At 72.4% G+C, this 17,664-nt stretch carries 11 protein-coding genes, 2 tRNA genes and 2 rRNA genes (1 of these 15 cut by a window edge); all 15 read left to right on the top strand.

The features are described 5' to 3' along the window. The first annotated feature begins 151 nt into the window (after positions 1–151). Positions 152–2,041 carry a CCA tRNA nucleotidyltransferase gene (locus tag ACYQ02_RS11920; protein ID WP_460040627.1) on the top strand — a complete coding sequence of 630 codons (1,890 nt, stop codon included), beginning with the start codon at positions 152–154 and terminating at the stop codon, positions 2,039–2,041. A 125-nt stretch (positions 2,042–2,166) separates the two neighbouring features. Continuing rightward, positions 2,167–3,390 (top strand): M24 family metallopeptidase, encoded by a 1,224-nt coding sequence (locus ACYQ02_RS11915; protein WP_460040626.1) that lies wholly within the window; start codon positions 2,167–2,169, stop codon positions 3,388–3,390. After that, positions 3,387–5,054, top strand: a complete 1,668-nt coding sequence (gene hutH, locus ACYQ02_RS11910; protein ID WP_460040625.1) for a histidine ammonia-lyase — start codon at positions 3,387–3,389, stop codon at positions 5,052–5,054. The genes ACYQ02_RS11915 and hutH overlap by 4 nt, the downstream gene beginning before the upstream one ends. Then, positions 5,051–6,367: a dihydropteroate synthase gene (gene folP, locus ACYQ02_RS11905; protein ID WP_460040624.1), complete on the top strand. Its 1,317-nt coding sequence runs from the start codon at positions 5,051–5,053 to the stop codon at positions 6,365–6,367. The genes hutH and folP overlap by 4 nt, the downstream gene beginning before the upstream one ends. Continuing rightward, positions 6,345–7,043: a 2-amino-4-hydroxy-6-hydroxymethyldihydropteridine diphosphokinase gene (gene folK / locus ACYQ02_RS11900; RefSeq protein WP_460040623.1), complete on the top strand. Its 699-nt coding sequence runs from the start codon at positions 6,345–6,347 to the stop codon at positions 7,041–7,043. The genes folP and folK overlap by 23 nt, the downstream gene beginning before the upstream one ends. A gap of 267 nt (positions 7,044–7,310) precedes the next feature. After that, complete coding sequence (locus tag ACYQ02_RS11895) at positions 7,311–8,417, top strand: P1 family peptidase (protein WP_460040622.1); 1,107 nt, start codon at positions 7,311–7,313, stop codon at positions 8,415–8,417. Between the two features lie 57 nt (positions 8,418–8,474). Continuing rightward, positions 8,475–9,293, top strand: coding sequence for a type III pantothenate kinase (locus ACYQ02_RS11890; protein WP_460040621.1), 819 nt, complete (start codon positions 8,475–8,477; stop codon positions 9,291–9,293). 433 nt (positions 9,294–9,726) lie between these two features. Next, positions 9,727–10,149, top strand: a complete 423-nt coding sequence (locus ACYQ02_RS11885) for a bifunctional nuclease family protein (protein WP_460040696.1) — start codon at positions 9,727–9,729, stop codon at positions 10,147–10,149. Positions 10,150–10,347: 198 nt separating this feature from the next. Continuing rightward, on the top strand, positions 10,348–11,262 hold the full coding sequence (locus ACYQ02_RS11880; RefSeq protein ID WP_460040620.1) for a quinate 5-dehydrogenase: 915 nt from the start codon (positions 10,348–10,350) through the stop codon (positions 11,260–11,262). A gap of 395 nt (positions 11,263–11,657) precedes the next feature. Then, positions 11,658–12,137, top strand: a complete 480-nt coding sequence (gene greA, locus ACYQ02_RS11875; RefSeq protein ID WP_460040619.1) for a transcription elongation factor GreA — start codon at positions 11,658–11,660, stop codon at positions 12,135–12,137. Positions 12,138–12,321: 184 nt separating this feature from the next. Beyond that, a complete protein-coding gene (gene lysS / locus ACYQ02_RS11870; RefSeq protein ID WP_460040618.1) occupies positions 12,322–14,034 on the top strand; it encodes a lysine--tRNA ligase in 1,713 nt (570 codons plus the stop codon). 450 nt (positions 14,035–14,484) lie between these two features. After that, positions 14,485–16,043: ribosomal RNA gene (locus ACYQ02_RS11865) — 16S ribosomal RNA — on the top strand. A 161-nt stretch (positions 16,044–16,204) separates the two neighbouring features. Further along, positions 16,205–16,278: transfer RNA gene (locus ACYQ02_RS11860), tRNA-Ile, on the top strand. 23 nt (positions 16,279–16,301) lie between these two features. Further along, positions 16,302–16,374, top strand: a tRNA-Ala gene (locus ACYQ02_RS11855). Between the two features lie 170 nt (positions 16,375–16,544). Next, positions 16,545–17,664, top strand: a 23S ribosomal RNA gene (locus ACYQ02_RS11850); it runs 1,866 nt beyond the window's last position. Together the 16S and 23S rRNA genes with 2 tRNA genes alongside form the textbook arrangement of a ribosomal RNA operon.

Raw genomic sequence — 17,664 nt, 5'->3', positions numbered from 1 at the left:
GCCCGGCGGCCTCCCGGCCCCGGGCTGCCGTGTCTTCGGGGATGGGGCGTGCCGCGGGCATGGCGGGGCGGGGCTTGGCGCGCCTTCACAGCCCGCAGGCGGTGCGGCACAATGGGGAATGTCCTGAATGGTGGCGCCGGGAGGGTGAGGCATGGGCGACGGGCAGTCCACCCGGCAACGGGCGGAGAAGCTGGAGCGACGCCGGCGGGAGCGGGAGCAGCTGGAGGCGACCCGCCAGACCTTGCGGCGCCTCTTGGCCATCACCCGCCGCTGCCGCACGGGGGAGGAGTTCGCCCGTGCCCTGACGGCCCTCTGGGCCGAGGACGCCCGGTTCGGCGGTGAGGGTGTGGCCTCGCCCCCGCCGGAGCCGCCCGCGCCCGCCGGGCCTGCGCCGCAGGCCCAACCGGCGATCCCGGCCCAGGGTGCAGGGGCCGCCGGTCCGGACGGCGCGGTCCTCATGCCGGACCAGGAGGGTGAGGGGGCGGGGGCGCCGGGCGTGGCGGCGCGGGGCGTGACGGCGTCGCGCGTGACGGCGCCGCGCCCGGAGGAGGCCGATCCGGCTCCGCCCGCCGCCGCCCCGGCCGCTGCCGCGGCCTCCGCTGCCCTGCGGGCGCTGGCCGCCCTGCCGCCGCGGGAGCGGCCGCTGGCGATCCAGCGCCGGTTCCACCGCCTGGTCCCGGCCCCGGTGCGGGAGGTGCTGGGCCGGCTCCACGAGCACGGCCACGGGGCCTTCCTGGTGGGCGGGTGCGTCCGCGACTTGCTCATGGGCCGGCCGCCCAAGGACTGGGACGTGGCCACCTCCGCGCGGCCGGAGGAGGTGCGGCGCATCTTCCCCCGCACCCTGCCCACCGGCATCGAGCACGGGACCGTCACCGTGCGCCTGCGGGGATTCAGCGTCGAGGTGACCACCTTCCGCCAGGAGGCCGGTTACAGCGACCACCGCCATCCCGACCGGGTCGAGTTCACCCGCGACCTGCGTGCCGACCTGGAGCGGCGGGACCTGACCATCAACGCCATGGCGCTGGACCACACGGGCCGCCTGCACGATCCCCTGGGCGGCCTGGACGACCTGGAACAGGGCGTGGTGCGGGCCGTCGGCGATCCCGACGAGCGGTTCCGGGAGGACGCCCTGCGGCTGCTGCGGGTCGTCCGCTTCGCTGCCCGCCTGGGCTACCGGGTGGAACCCCGCACCGAGGCCGCCCTGGCACGCTGCGCGCCCCTGATCCGGCACGTGTCCTGGGAGCGCATCCGGGAGGAGATGGCCGGCCTCCTGGTCAGCCCGCGGCCGGCCTGGGGGATGGAGCTGCTGCGCCGCAGCGGGCTCCTGGATCCCATCTGGCCCGAGCTGCTGGAAGGCGTCGGCGTGGCCCAGAACGTCCACCACGCCTACACCGTCTGGGAGCACAACCTTTTGGCCTGCCAGTACACGCCGCCTGTGCTGCGGCTGCGCCTGGCGGGACTGCTCCACGACGTGGGCAAGCCGCGCACCGTCTCCGTCGATGCCCAGGGGGAGCGGCACTTCTACCACCACGAGGTGGTGGGGGCCCAGATGGCCCGGGAGATGCTGCGGCGCCTGCGGTTCGACAACGAGACGGTGCGCCACGTGGCCCACCTGGTCCGGCACCACCTGGCCCTGCACCACTACCCGGGGATGACCGATGCCGCCATCCGCCGGCTGATCCAGCGCATCGGTTTCGACTACCTGGAAGACCTGATCATCCTGCGGGTGGCCGACCGGGCCGCCTCGGGCACCAAGCGGGCGCCCATCTCGCGGGGGGCCTATCGCCTGCTCACCCGCATGGAGAAGATCCTGGAGCAGGACGCGGCCTTCAGCCTCCACGACCTGGCCGTCGACGGCCACGACGTCATGGCGGCCACGGGCCTGGAGCCGGGGCCGGCCATCGGCTGGATCCTCCAGCAGCTGCTCGAGGACGTGCTGGACGAACCCGGCCGCAACCGCCGCGACTGGCTGCTGGAGCGGGCGGCGGAGCTGGGGGCGGAGTCCCGGCAGCGTTTCAGCCGGCCGGGTTCCCGGCGCTAGCCGCTGGCGGCGACGATCCGGGTGCTGGGGCCGCCGCCGGGGGCCGGACAAGGGGAGGGAACGAGGCGATGGAGGGGACCGGGTGGGGGACTGCCGGCCCGGCTGGGGCCGGAGGTGGGGTGGAGGTGCCGCAGCTTTCCCGGGTGCGGGCCTTGCAGAAGCGGATGGAGGCGGCGGGGGTCGACCTCCTGGTTGTGACGCCGGGCACCAGCTGGTCCTACCTGACGGGGGTCCACCTGCTGGGCAGCCGGCTGGCCCTGCTGATGGTGCCCCGGCAGGGCGACCCGGCGGCCGTCGCCCCGCTGCTGGAGGCGGAACGGGTGGCCGCGGCGCCGCTTTTCCGGTCGGTGGCCGCCGGGGCGGCCACCGACCGGGTGTGCCCCTATGCCGACGGGGAGGAGCCCGCCCCCGCCGTGGCCAGGGCCGTCGCCCTGGCCACGGCGGGGATGGGCGGGGCGGTGCGGGTGGCCGCCATGGAGGAGCGGGTGGCCCGCCTGTTCGAATGGCGGGCCGCCGGCGCCGCCCTGCCCGGCGTGGAGTGGCGGCCGGCCGAGCCCCTGCTGGGCGCGTTGCGCGCCCGCAAGGACGCGGCGGAAGTGGCCGCCATCCGGAAGGCGGCGGAGCTGGTGGAGACCGCCCTGGGCCACGGAACGGCCTTCGTCCAGCCCGGATACCGGGAGAGCCAGATTGCCCGGGAAATTGAGCGGGCCCTGCGGGAACTGGGCACCCGCAGCCCGTTCGGCATCCACGTGGCGTCCGGCCCCCGTTCGGCCATCCCCCACGCGGAGACGGAGGAGCGGGTCCTCCAGCCCGGCGACCTGGTCTGGATCGACGTGGGGGCCGAGGTGGACGGCTACGCCTCGGACATCACCCGCACCTTCCTGCTGCCCGGCGGCGACCCGGCGGCTTCCGCCCAGAAGGCCGCGATCTACCGGGTGTGCTACCTGGCCCAGGCGGCCGCCCGGGAGGCCGCCCGGCCCGGCGTTCCCGCGGGTGCCGTCGACGCCGCCGCCCGGCGGGTCATCGAGGCGGCCGGCTACGGCCCCTACTTCACCCACCGCACCGGCCACGGCCTGGGGCTGGACGTCCACGAGGCGCCCAACATCGCCCCTGGAGAGACCACCCTGCTGGAGCCCGGCATGGTCTTCACGGTGGAACCCGGGATCTACCTGCCCGGCGTGGGCGGCGTGCGGATCGAGGACGACCTGCTGATCACCGAGGACGGCGCCGTGAGCCTCACCCGTTACCGGCGCTGGCTGGCTCCCGGCGCCGAGCCGGCCCGCTCCCCGGAGGGGGCGGCGGGTGATCCCGCGGGCCCGCGGGGGATCCCGGGGGAGGGCGACCGGTGACGACCCCGGCCGGCGCCCTGGTGATCGACGGGCAGAGCTTGACCCTGGCCGCCATCGCCGACGTGGCCCGCCAGGGGCGGCCCGTCGCTCTGGCCCCCGAGGCCCGCCGCCGCATGGAGGCCAGCCGCCGCCGCGTGGAGGTGGCCCTGGCCCGGGGGGAGATCCTCTACGGCATCACCACCGGCTTCGGCAAGCTGGCCGACGTGGCCATCCCGCCGGCCGAAGCCCGCCGGCTCCAGGAGAACCTGCTGCGCAGCCACGCCGCCGGGGTCGGGGAGCCGCTGCCGACGCCCGTCGTCCGAGCCATGACCTTGCTGCGGGCCAACGCCCTGGCCCGCGGCTACTCCGGCGTCCGGCCGGCGGTGGTGGAGGCCCTGCTCGACCTGCTCAACCACGCCGTCCACCCCGTCGTCCCCTCCCGGGGATCCCTGGGGGCCAGCGGGGACCTGGCGCCCCTGGCCCACCTGGCCCTGGTCCTGATCGGGCGCGGGGCCGCCGAAGTCGACGGCCGGGTCGTCCCGGGAGACGAAGCGCTGCGCCGCCGCGGGCTCCAGCCCCTCATCCTCGAGGCGAAGGAGGGGCTGGCCCTGATCAACGGGACCCAGGCGATGACGGCCCTGGGCTGCCTGGCGGTGGAAGAAGGGCTCTATCTGGCCGCGGTGGCCGACGCCGCGGGCGCCCTGACCTTGCAGGCCCTGCGGGGCATCCCGGCCGCCTTTGACCCGCGGATCCACGCCCTGCGCCCCCACCCCGGCCAGCAGGCGGCGGCCGCCCACCTGCGCCGGCTGCTGGCCGGCAGCCGCCTGGTCACCGAACCGGGACAGGTGCGGGTGCAGGACGCCTACAGCCTGCGCTGCATGCCCCAGGTCCACGGCGCCGTGCGGGACGCCCTGGCCCACGCGGCCCGCGTCCTGACCGTGGAGGCCAACAGCGTCACCGACAACCCGCTGATCTTCCCGGACGAACCGGCCGGCCCGGCCGGCGGGGGAGGGATCACCGCCTCCGGCGGGCCTGGGAGCGGCACCGTCGGCCCGGCGGAAGAACCCGCTGGCCCCGCTGCCCCTGGCGACGCCGCCGGCGACGTCGTCTCCGGCGGCAACTTCCACGGGGAGCCGGTCGCCCTGGTGCTGGATTACGCCACCATGGCCCTGGCCGAACTGGCGGGCATCGCCGAGCGCCGGATCGAACGGCTGGTCAATCCCCAGCTGAGCGGCCTGCCCGCCTTCCTCACCCGCCAGGGCGGCCTGCACTCCGGCCTGATGCTGGCCCAGTACACGGCGGCGGCCCTGGTGGGCGAGAACAAGACCCTGGCCATGCCCGCCAGCGTGGACTCCATCCCCTCGTCGGCGAACCAGGAGGACCACGTTTCCATGGGGATGACGGCGGCCCTCAAGCTCTGGCGGGTGGTGGAGCACGTGCGCTGGGTGCTGGCCATCGAGCTTTTGTGCGCGGCCCAGGCCCTGGACCTGGTCGGGCCGCGCGGCCTCTCGCCGGCCACCGCCGCCGTCTACCAGGCGGTGCGGGCCCTGGTGCCGCCGCTGGCAGGCGACCGGGAGCTGGCGCCCGACATGGCCGCCCTGGCCGGCCTGCTGGCCCGGCGCGGCCTCCCCTTGCCGGGCGCCGGGCCGGAGGCGGGCGGTCCCGAGGAGGTGGAGGCACAGTGAGCCGGTCCTGGCAGGTGATCCCCGGCGGTCTGGCCTGGGGGGAGCGCCGGTTCCTCTGGGGCACCCGGACCTACGTCATGGGGATCCTCAACGTCACCCCCGACTCCTTCTCCGACGGCGGCCGCTACCTGGACCCGGGCGCGGCCGAGGAACACGCTTGGGCGATGGCCGAGGCCGGCGCCGACATCATCGACGTCGGCGCCGAGTCCACCCGGCCCGGCGCGGCCCCGGTCCCGGCTGCCGAGGAGCTGCGGCGGCTGCTGCCCGTCATCCGCCGCCTGGCCCCCCGGCTGGACGTGCCCATCTCCGTGGACACCTACAAGGCCGAAGTCGCCCGGGCGGCCCTGGAGGAGGGGGCGGCCCTGATCAACGACGTGGGGGGCCTCCACCGGGATCCGGCCATGGCCGCGGTGGCGGCGGCCCACCGGGTCCCCGTGGTGGCCATGCACGCCCGGCCCCACGGCGATACGGACTACGTGGACTTTTGGGGCGAGATCCTGGCCTTCCTGCGCCAGGCCATGGCCCGGGCGACCGCCGCCGGCCTGCCGCGGGAGATGGTCATCGTCGATCCCGGCTTCGGCTTCGGGAAGACGCCCGAGCAGAACCTGGACCTGGTCCGCCAGCTGCCCCGCCTGCGGGCCCTCGGGGCCCCGATCCTGCTCGGGACCTCGCGCAAGAGCACCATCGGCCGGGTCCTGGACCTGCCGGTGGACCAGCGGCTGGAGGGGACCGCTGCCACCGTCGTCCTGGCCGTGGCCCAGGGGGTCGACCTGGTCCGGGTCCACGACGTGCAACCGATGGTAAGGCTGGTGCGGATGGCCGACGCGGTGGCTCGCCACCCCCACTGGGCCGGAACCGGGCCGGGCCCCGGCGCCCCGGACGCCGCGCCGGGAGAGGCGGCCGGCGCCTCGGCCACCGCCAGCCGGATCCAGCTGCGCGGCCTGCGCTTCCTGGCGCGCCATGGGGTGTTGCCCGAGGAACACATCGAGCCCCAGCCCTTCGTGGTCGACGTCGACCTGGGGGTCGACATGGCGGTGGCCGCGGCCACCGACGACCTTTCCGCCACCGTGGACTACGCCGAGGTCCACCGGCGGGTCGCCCGGGTGATGGAGGGACCCCATCGCCAGTTGATCGAGACCCTGGCCTGGACGGTGGCCGAGGACCTGCTGTCCGCCTTCCCCGCGGAATGGGTCCGGGTGCGGGTGGCCAAGCCCCGGGCCCCGCTGCCGGGCCCGGCCGACGGCGCTGCCGTGGAGGTGTGGCGCAGCCGGCGGGAAGGGGGGCGACGCCTTGACGACGGCCAGCGGCGATGAAGGCCGCCCCGGCCCCGCCCCGGGCGGTACGCCCTGGCCGGAAGGGAAGGGGCACCGCACCGGGGAGGCCGCCGGCGATCCCACCGCGCCCCCGCCGGCTGCGACCGCCGGCCCCACAACCCCGGTGGTGGAACCGGCCCGGCCCGTCCGGGCCTTCCTCGGGCTGGGGGCCAACCTGGGCGACCCCCGGGCCCAGCTGCGCTGGGCGGTGGCCGCCCTGGACCGCGAGCCGGGCATCGCCGTTAAAGGCGTGGCCTCCCTCTACGGGTCCCGCCCGGTGGGCGTCACCGACCAGCCGGATTTCCTCAACACGGTGGTGGCCATCGACACCACCTTGCCCGCCGACCGCTTGCTCGACCGCCTCCTGGCTCTGGAACAGCAGGCCGGCCGGGTGCGCGTGCGCCGCTGGGGTCCCCGCACCTTGGACATCGACCTGCTCTGGTACGGGGGCCAGGTGATCCACCGCCCGCCCCACCTGGTGGTGCCCCACCCGCGGGCCGCCGAGCGAGCCTTCGTCCTGATCCCGTGGGCCGAACTGGCGCCCGACACCGTACTGCCCGGCCTGGGCCCGGTGGGCGCCTTGCGCGCCGCCGTGGACCCCGGGGGGGTCTGGCTGGAAGAACCGGCCCCCGGCTGGTGGCAGGGACAGGAATCGCCGCCGGGCCGTGGCGAATAGGTGGGCGGATGCCCGGGCTCCCAGCCAGGAGCCGGCCCGGCCATGGGTGCGGCCCCGCGGCACCCCGGCCGGGGCGGCCGGTGGGACGGCCGGAGCCGGCCGGGTGCGGAGGGGCGATGCCGGGGAACCGTCCGCAGCCTGGCCGGCCTGCCGCACGGGCAGCGCTCGCTGCGAGCCGGCCGGCGGTCTTCACGGCTGGGGATGGGGGCGAGACCAGGTTCCGGGCAGGTCCGGTCCCGCCCGGGGCGATGGGGGAGGCGCAGGGGCATGGACGAGAACCTTGCGGGGGCCGGTGGCCCCCTGCCGGAGGCCGGTCCATCCGCTTCCGGGGAGCCGGGCGGTGCGCCCGGCACGTTGACCCAGGTGGAGGGCATCCTGGTCGGCCACGCCAGCGACTTCCGCGGCCTGACGGGCTGCACCGTGGTCCTGTGCCCGGAGGGAGCCACCTGTGCCGTCGACGTGCGGGGCGGCGCGCCCGGCACCCGGGAGACGGACCTGTTGGGGCCCGGCCGGCTGGTGCAGCAGGTCCACGGCCTGTGCCTGGCGGGCGGCAGCGCCTTCGGGCTGGCCGCCGCCCACGGCGTCATGACCTGGCTGGAGGAACGCGGCTACGGGTTCGACACCGGGGTGGCCCGGGTGCCCATCGTGCCCGCCGCCATCCTCTTCGACCTGGCCGTGGGGGACCCCCGGGCGCGGCCCGACGCGGCCATGGGCTACGCCGCCTGCCAGGCGGCCGGCCGCGGGGCTGTGCCGGAGGGCAGCGTGGGGGCGGGCACGGGGGCCACCGTCGGCATGGTGCTGGGGCCCCAGGGCGCCCGCAAGGGCGGCGTGGGCTCGGCGGCCCGGTTCCTCCCCGCTGGTTGGACCGTGGCCGCCCTGGTCGTGCTAAATTGTTACGGAGGCGTCCGGGATCCGGAGACGGGACGCTGGCTGGTGGGCCCGCCGCCGGCGACGGCGTCGCCCGGCTGGCCGGGGGCCGAGGGCGAGGGGCCGGGTTCGTCCCACACGACGCTGGCGGTGGTGGCCACCGACGCGCCCCTGCCCCGGGACGACCTTACCCGCGTCGCCCAGGTGGCCCAAACCGGCCTCGCCCGGGTGGTGGACCCCGTCCACACCTGGGTCGACGGCGACGTGGTCTTCGCCCTCGCCACGGGGCGGCGGCCCGGATCGCCGACCCTGGCCGACCGCATGGCCATCGCGGCCACGGCGGCCCAGGTGACGGCCGAAGCCGCCCTGCGGGCGGTGCTGAAGGCCACGTCCCTGGGCGGCATCCCCGCCGTTGCGGGCGGCGGGGCCGGAGGCAGGCAGGGGGCGGGCGCCCCGGGCGCTGGCGCCGGTGGCGGCGGTGGGACAGCCGGGGCGAGCCAGCCCTGACGGGAGCCGGCGCCAAGGGGTCGCGCCAGGGGCCGGACCAGGAGGCGACAGGCCGCGGTGCTGCTGGCCATCGACATCGGCAACACCCACACCAAGCTGAGCGTCTACCGGGATCGCGAGCAGCTGGCCGGCTGGCGCCTGGCGACCAACGGCGAGCGGACGGCGGACGAGTTTGCGGTCACCCTGGCGGCCCTGATGCGGTCCCGGGGCCTGTCGCCGGACCAGATCGGCGCCGTGGCCATCTGCTCGGTGGTCCCACCGGCCCTGGTGCCGGTGGTCACCATGGTCCGCCGCGACCTGGGGCTCGAGCCCCTGGTGCTTGGGCCTGACACGGACACCGGCATGCCGGTGGCCTACGAGAACCCGCGGGAACTGGGGGCCGACCGGATCGCCAACGCCGTGGCCGCCCGGGCGGAGTACGGCGCCCCGGTGATCGTGGTCGACCTGGGGACGGCCACCAAATGGGAGGTGGTGTCCCCCGAAGGGGTTTACCTGGGCGGTGCCATCGCACCGGGGGTCGCCATCTCCCTGGACGCCCTGTTCGGGCGGGCCGCCCGGCTGTCCCGCATCGAGCTGGCGCGGCCCCAGCGGGCCATCGGTCGCAGCACGGTGGAGGCATTGCGGGCCGGCGTCCTCTACGGCTTTGCCGGGCAGATCGACGCGGTGGTCGACCGCATCCAGGCCGAGCTGGGCCGGCCCGCGCCGGTGGTGGCCACGGGCGGCCTGGCAGCCCTGATTGCGCCGGAATCCCGGCGGATCCAGCACGTGGACCCGCACCTGACGCTGAAGGGCCTGCGCTGGATCTATCAGCGGCAGTTGGAACGGGAGCAGGGGCGCCCGGATCCGGGATCCGTCCGGCCGCGGGCGGCGGAGTGAGCCGTTCCCACCGGTGCGGCGGAATGAGCGGGTTCCACCGGCGAGCCGGGAGGAGCAGTTCCCTCCGGGCGGCCGGTTCCACCGGGGATGAACCCGGCCACCGGGGCCGGGCCGCGGCCGGGCTCGCAGGACCGTCGCCGGGACGCCGGGGCCGGGTGGCCGGGGCCGGCACCGGCGGCAGGGCCGTTCCAGGGCGACAGGGCCGTACCAGGGTGCGCATAAACTGGCTAAAGGAATCGTCCGGAAGGGATCGAAAGAGTCTCGTTACACACGGCGCCGGTAGCCGGATCGCCAACGGCGCGGCCGGCCGGTCTCCCCGGCCTGCGCCGCGCCGGTTCGGCCGGCAGGGCGGCGCCTGGGACCCGCCGGGCCGGGACGGCCGGCGGGTGCCGGCCCAAGGGCCGGTCGAGAGGGGGAACGGGCCTTGGTCGAGATGAAGGTCCTCAGCGTGGGCATGGTCCAGGGTTCGGACGGCAACGTGGTGGTGCTCAAGGAAGCCGACGGGGACCGCCTGCTGGTGATCGCCGTGGGCCTGGCCGAGGCCAGCGCCATCGCGCTGCAGCTCCAGGGCATGCAGCCCCCCCGGCCCCTCACCCACGATCTGCTGGTCAATCTGGTTCGGCGGATGCAAGGGGAGATCGTCCGGGTCGTGGTCCACGATCTGCGGGACGAGACCTTCATCGGCCAGATCGACATCCAGACCGAGCACGGCATCATGGAGATCGACGCCCGCCCCAGCGACGCCATCGCCATCGCCCTGCGGGCCGACGCCCCCATCTACGTGGCGGAGCCGGTCCTGGAGATGGCCGCGGTGCGGAGCGACATCCTCTCCGGCGACTCGTCGTCGGAAGAGTAAGGGGTGGCGCGCCCTGGCGCAGCCCCGCCGGTCGCCGCCGGGCGGCCCTGGGGTGCCGGCCGGGTGGCGGGCCGATCGGGGCCCGGTCGGGCTCGGGCGCGGTCCCGCCGAGGGGCGGCCGGGGGAGGGCGCAGGAGCGGCCACCCCGCAACCAACCCTGTAACCATCGGGAGAGGCCGGGGACGGGAGGCATCATCCTTGAAGCGCATCGTCAGCGTCAGCCTGGGTTCGTCCCGGCGCGATCACAAGGTGCGCCTGGAGCTCCTGGGCGAGACCCTGGAGATCCAGCGCATCGGCACCGACGGCGACATCCGCAAGGCCGTCGCGCTGATCCGCCAGCTGGACGGGCAGGTGGACGCCTTCGGCATGGGGGGTACAGACCTCTATCTGGTGGCGGGACGGCGCCGCTACGTCCTGCGCGCTTCCCTGCCCCTGGCCCGGGCGGCGCAGAAGACCCCCATCGTCGACGGCAGCGGGCTCAAGAACACGTTGGAGCGGCGGGTCGTCCGGCAACTGGCCCGGGAGGGGGTTGTCGACTTCCCCCGCTCCCGCGTTCTGGTCACCGTGGCCGTCGACCGCTTCGGGATGGCCGAAGCCCTGGCTGAGACGGGTTGCCAGCTCATGCTGGGCGACCTGATCTTCGCCCTGGGCATTCCCATTCCCCTGCGCAGCCTCAACGCCCTGGAGCGGCTCGCCCGGATCATCGCACCCATCGCCACCCGCCTGCCCCTTAGTGTCCTCTACCCCACGGGCGAGAAGCAGGAGCAGACGGTGCCAAAGTACGGCAAGTTCTTCGCCTGGGCCGACGTCATCGCCGGCGACTGGCACTACATCCGGCGCCACATGCCCGCCACGCTGGCCGGCAAGGTGATCCTCACCAACACGGTGACGCCCGACGACGTGGCTTTGCTGCGCCAGCGCGGGGCCCGGATGCTGATCACTACCACGCCCGAACTGGAGGGGAGGTCCTTTGGCACCAACGTGATGGAGGCGGTGCTGGTGGCCCTTTCCGGGCGCCGTCCGGAAGAACTCGGCCCCAGCGATTACGAGCGCATGCTGGATGCCTTGAACTTCCGGCCGCGCATCGAGATCTTGCAGGGCGGAGGCGCCTGATCCGCCAGCAGCACCGGTCGCCGCCGGTTCCACTGCGGCGGGGCGGCCGCGATGACCCGTGATGATGGGGATCATCTCGCTCGCCGGGGCGCGTGCAAGCCCCGGGCGTCCGCGGGGTACCCTCCATCCCGGTGCCCGGCGCCGCCTGGAAGGTTCCCTGGCCGTCGCAGGGGAGTCACCCCATGGTTCCGGCGGTACGGTTTGACAGTCACGGGGTGGCCACATATAATACAACACCGCTCGCCCGGCCCTGAACCCGGGACCCGGACCCACCCCACGGCTTGGTGGCATCCGGGGCTTCCCGGGTCCACCGAGCCCGGATCCGCGGGATCCCGGTTCCCGCCGGGGAGCGGTCGCCTTTGAAGGGCCGGCTTGGAAGGAGCGAATGGGGGACGATGGATAAGGAGCTGCTGCTCTCGGCGGAAGGCCTGCGCAAGCTGGAAGAGGAGCTCCAGTACCTGAAGTCGGTCAAGCGCCGCGAGGTGGCGCAGCGCATCAAGCAGGCCCGCGAGTTCGGGGATATCTCCGAGAACTCGGAGTATGAGGAAGCGAAGAACGAGCAGGCTTTCGTCGAAGGTCGCATCATCGAGCTGGAGAAGATGTTGCGCAACGCCCGCATCGTCAATGACGAGGAGATCGACCCGACCAAGGTCAACATCGGTTCGACCGTCTACCTCAAGGACGTGGACACGGGCGAAGAGGTGCAGTACACCATCGTCGGGTCGAACGAGGCCGACCCGGCGGCCCTGCGGATCTCCTACCAGTCGCCGGTGGGCAAGGCGCTGTTTGGCCGGTCCGTCGGCGAGGTGGTGGAGGTCAAGGTGCCGGCGGGCACGTTGCGCTACGAGATCGTCCGCATCGAGCGCGAGGGCTGATCGGGCGCGGGTGCGGTGCCGCGCCGGCCCGGGGGGCGGATCGGCCGGGTGGCGGGCCACCGGCCCGCCACCGGGTTGCCTTGGCATCCCCCGGACTGTGGGCGGCCTGCGCCAGGTGCGAGCTTTGCTGCGCCGGTCCGGGTGGACTGGCGCCCTTTCCTTTTCGGTCGGGGAGGGACAAGCCGTGGTCAACGACGGCGTGGGGGGGCGGGAACCCGCCACTGGCCGTGGCGGCAGCGGGGGCGATGCGGCCGCCCGCACCCGCACTCCTCCGGACGGCGAAGGGACGTCGCCTGCGGCCGCCCGGGGGACCGCGACGGGGATGGTGGGCGCCGCCGGGCAGGCGGGGACCGCCAGCGCGGCGGGAGAAGGGGTTGAAGCCGGCGGGGCCAGCGCCGGAGCCGGGGCCGGGGCCGAAGCCCTGGAATCCGCCGACGGCGCGCGCTTGCAAGAGGTCCTCAAGGCCCGCCGCGCCAAGCTGGACTTCTGGCGCCGGAGGGGCGTGGACCCCTTTGGCCGGCGGTTCGATGCGACCCACCACGCCCGGGACGTGATCGACGGGTTCGACCGGCTGGAGGGCCAGACCGTCCGGGTGGCCGGCCGCCTCATGGCCCTGCGCCGCCACGGCCGCGCTTCCTTCGCCGACCTTCAGGACGTCAGCGGCCGGTTGCAGCTGCTGGCGCGGCTGGGCCCCCTCTCCGACGACGCCTATGCCGCCTTCCTCGAGCTGGACCGGGGCGATTGGATCGGGGTCGAAGGGACCGTGATCCGGACGCGGCGCGGCGAGATCAGCGTCGAGGTCACCGCCTTCGTCCTGCTGGGCAAGTCCCTGTACCCGTTGCCGGAGAAGTGGCATGGCCTGCAAAACGTCGACTTGCGATACCGCCAGCGGTACGTCGACCTCATCGTCAACCCCCAGGTGCTGGAGACCTTTAAGGTCCGCTCGCGGATCATCCGGGAGATCCGAGCCTTTCTCGACCAGCGCGGCTTTTACGAGGTCGAGACCCCGGTGTTGCACCTGATCTACGGAGGGGCCGCGGCGCGTCCCTTCATCACCCATCACAACGCCCTGGACCTCGACCTGTACCTGCGCATCGCCCTGGAGCTCCATTTGAAGCGGCTGATCGTCGGCGGCATGGAGCGGGTCTACGAGATCGGCCGGGTCTTCCGCAACGAAGGCATCTCCACCCGCCACAATCCTGAATTCACCATGCTGGAGCTCTACCAGGCCTTCAGCGACTACGAGGGCATGATGGAGCTGACGGAACAGCTGGTCAGCCACGTCGCCAGGGCCGTCCACGGGACGCCCGTCGTCCATTTCCAGGGGCAGGCCATCGACTTCACGCCGCCGTGGCGGCGGCTCAGCTTCGCGGAAGCGCTGGAGACCATGGCGGGCGTCCGGCTGGACGACGTCTTGACCGAAGAGGGCGCGCGTCGCATCGCGCGGGAGAAGGCGCTGGAGCTGACCAAGGAACCGACGCCCGCGTCGGTGTTGGACGAGCTGGTCGACGTCTACGTGCAGCCCAAGCTCGTCCAGCCCACCTTCCTGTACGACTACCCGGTCGCCTTGTCGCCGCTGGCGCGCCGCATCCCCGACCGGCCCCACCTGACCTACCGGTTTGAGGCCATGGTCGCCGGGATGGAGATCGCCAACGCCTTCAGCGAGCTGAACGACCCCGACGACCAGCGGCAGCGCTTCGAAGAGCAGCTGGCCGCCCGGGCCCGCGGCGACGAGGAAGCGCACCAGATGGATGAGGACTACATCCACGCCCTGGAGATCGGGCTGCCGGCCACAGGCGGGCTAGGGATCGGGATCGACCGGCTGGTCATGCTGATGACGGACAGCCCTTCGATCCGCGACGTGATCCTCTTCCCGCTGATGCGGCCCCGGGAATGAAGCCGGTTCTTGCCGGCCGGCGGGTGGGTTGACGACCGTCGGGAGCGGCGTTATACTCACCGTTGCCGGTCGGACGGCGCGGCAAGAGGGCGCGCCGGCGCCACCGGCGCCCGGCCCACGGGCGGGGCGCCAGGTGGCGGAGCGGCCGGTGACGGAGCGGGTCACCGCAATCCGTCGCCGGTTCGACCCGGCCGGACGCCGCGGCCAAACAGGGCGGCGGCGGGGGCTTGACGGCCCCGAACGAGCCTGATAAATTTCAAACCTGCCGGTGCGACACCGGCGGCGCCGCAACGGCGGCGAACCTGGTCCTTGAAAACGGAGCAGCGCGTGGAGAGGCAGGCCTTGCGAGCCTGAGGGGTTGCCGAGCCTGGGGCGATGGTTCTGGGTGAGGCGACCGGGCAACGCGAGAGCGCGAGCCGCGAGAGGACTCTCTTGCGGGATGGAAAGATTCCGGAGGAGAGTTTGATCCTGGCTCAGGACGAACGCTGGCGGCGTGCCTAAGACATGCAAGTCGAGCGGGGAGGCTGGGGAGCTTGCTCTCTGGTCTTCCAGCGGCGGACGGGTGAGTAACACGTGGGCAACCTGCCCGGCAGTGGGGGATAACCCTGGGAAACTGGGGCTAATACCGCATACGGTCCGCGTCCCGCATGGGGCGTGGAAGAAAGGCCGTCGGAAGGCGGTCGCTGCCGGAGGGGCCCGCGGCCCATCAGCTAGTTGGTGGGGTAACGGCCCACCAAGGCGACGACGGGTAGCCGGCCTGAGAGGGTGGCCGGCCACACTGGGACTGAGACACGGCCCAGACTCCTACGGGAGGCAGCAGTCGGGAATCTTGCGCAATGGGCGAAAGCCTGACGCAGCGACGCCGCGTGGGGGAGGAAGCCCTTCGGGGTGTAAACCCCTGTCGTCCGGGACGAAGGCTGGGGGCTGAAAGGCTCTTAGCTGACGGTACCGGAGGAGGAAGCCCCGGCTAACTACGTGCCAGCAGCCGCGGTAAGACGTAGGGGGCGAGCGTTGTCCGGAATCACTGGGCGTAAAGGGCGCGTAGGCGGCCTGGCAAGTCGGATGTGAAAGGTCCCGGCTCAACCGGGGAGGTGCATTCGAAACTGCCGGGCTTGAGGGCAGGAGAGGGCAGCGGAATTCCCGGTGGAGCGGTGAAATGCGTAGAGATCGGGAGGAACACCAGTGGCGAAGGCGGCTGCCTGGCCTGGCCCTGACGCTGAGGCGCGACAGCGTGGGGAGCGAACGGGATTAGATACCCCGGTAGTCCACGCCGTAAACGATGGGTGCTAGGTGTGGGAGGTATCGACCCCTTCCGTGCCGGAGCTAACGCACTAAGCACCCCGCCTGGGGAGTACGGCCGCAAGGCTGAAACTCAAAGGAATTGACGGGGGCCCGCACAAGCGGTGGAGCATGTGGTTTAATTCGAAGCAACGCGAAGAACCTTACCTGGGCTTGACATCACCGCGAACCTGGCCGAAAGGCTGGGGTGCCCTTCGGGGAGCGCGGTGACAGGTGCTGCATGGTTGTCGTCAGCTCGTGTCGTGAGATGTTGGGTTAAGTCCCGCAACGAGCGCAACCCCCGCCCTGTGTTGCCAGCGGTTTGGCCGGGCACTCACAGGGGACTGCCGGTGACAAACCGGAGGAAGGTGGGGATGACGTCAAATCATCATGGCCCTTATGCCCAGGGCTACACACGTGCTACAATGGCCGGTACAACGGGTTGCGAACCCGCGAGGGGGAGCCAATCCCGAAAAGCCGGTCCCAGTTCGGATCGCAGGCTGCAACTCGCCTGCGTGAAGCCGGAATCGCTAGTAATCGCGGATCAGAATGCCGCGGTGAATACGTTCCCGGGCCTTGTACACACCGCCCGTCACACCACGGGAGCTGGCAACACCCGAAGCCGGTGGCCCAACCCGTGAGGGAGGGAGCCGTCGAAGGTGGGGCCGGTGACTGGGGTGAAGTCGTAACAAGGTAGCCCTACGGGAACGTGGGGCTGGATCACCTCCTTTCTAAGGAGTGCGTGATCGGTGCACGGCACCGGTCCACTCCAGGTCGATCCTGCCTCGACGAAGCGCGCTGCTCGGTTTTCAAGGACCGGGTCGCCCGGTGCGGGCGCCGGGGTTGGCCGGCGGGGCGACCGGTGCTATAATGAAAGCCCGGTCACGGGCGTGGGGATATAGCTCAGGTGGTCAGAGCGCACCCCTGATAAGGGTGAGGTCGGTAGTTCGAATCTACCTATCCCCACCGTCCCTTTGAGCCCTTTATGTGGGGACGTAGCTTAGCTGGGAGAGCGCCGGCTTTGCAAGCCGGAGGTCGGCGGTTCGAATCCGCTCGTCTCCACATAAACCAGGGACCGCCCCCTCGGGGGCGGTTCTTTGGGCCAAGGGTTTTGCACCTTGACAGCAGCATAGGGAGAGAGCGAGGCGAAGCGGGAAGAGCCGGAGTGCGCGCTTAGGCGCACCTGCTCGCGGGGCAGCGGTTGGCGCTGCGGCGGGCGGGTGGGCGAAGCGGGAGAAGGTAGGAAGGGCACACGGTGGATGCCTCGGCGCGAAGGGCCGATGAAGGGCGTGGTAAGCTGCGAAAAGCCTCGGGGAGCCGCAAGCAGGCGTTGATCCGGGGATGCCCGAATGGGGAAACCCGGCGGGGGGAATGCCCCGTCATCCCAGGCTGAATCCATAGGTCTGGGAAGGGAACCGCGGGAACTGAAACATCTCAGTACCGCGAGGAGAAGAAATCAACCGAGATTCCCCGAGTAGCGGCGAGCGAAAGGGGAGGAGCCCAAACCCGGGCGGTGGAGAAGGCTGCCACCGTTGCCGTCCGGGGGTTGTGGGGCGCAGGAGCGGAGCTTGGCAGGGCTCCGGCGGAGTGAAAAAACCTTGGGCTAGCCGAAGCGGTCTGGAAAGGCCGGCCGGAGAGGGTAACAGCCCCGTAGGCGAAAGCCGAAGGTCTCCGTTGCTGCGTACCCGAGTACCACGGGGCACGTGGAACCCCGTGGGAAGCTGGGGGGACCACCCTCCAAGGCTAAATACCCGAGCGACCGATAGTGCACGAGTACCGTGAGGGAAAGGTGAAAAGCACCCCGGGAGGGGAGTGAAAGAGAACCTGAAACCGTGTGCCTACAGACAGTCGGAGGGTCGAAAGACCTGACGGCGTGCCTATTGAAGAATGAGCCGGCGAGTGACCGTCTGCAGCGAGGTTAAGGGCCGCAGGTCCGGAGCCGCAGGGAAACCGAGTCCGAACAGGGCGTCAGTTGCAGGCGGTCGACCCGAAACCGGGTGATCTACCCATGGCCAGGGTGAAGCGCGGGTAAGACCGCGTGGAGGCCCGAACCAGGTTGGTGTTGAAAAACCATCGGATGAGCTGTGGGTAGGGGTGAAATGCCAAGCGAACCCGGAGATAGCTGGTTCTCCCCGAAACCACTTGAGGGTGGGCCTTCCGGGCTGACGCGCGGGGGTAGAGCACTGCTTGGGCTAGGGGCCTTCGCGGGTTACCGAACTCAGGCAAACTCCGAATACCGCGCGGTGGACCGGAGGAGTTAGAGCACGGGGGATAAGCTTCGTGCTCGAGAGGGCAACAACCCAGACCACCAGCTAAGGCCCCCAAGTCCGTGCTAAGTGGAAAAGGATGTGG

The sequence above is a fragment of the Thermaerobacter litoralis genome (assembly GCF_054654595.1).
This window is presented reverse-complemented; position numbering and strand designations above follow the sequence as displayed.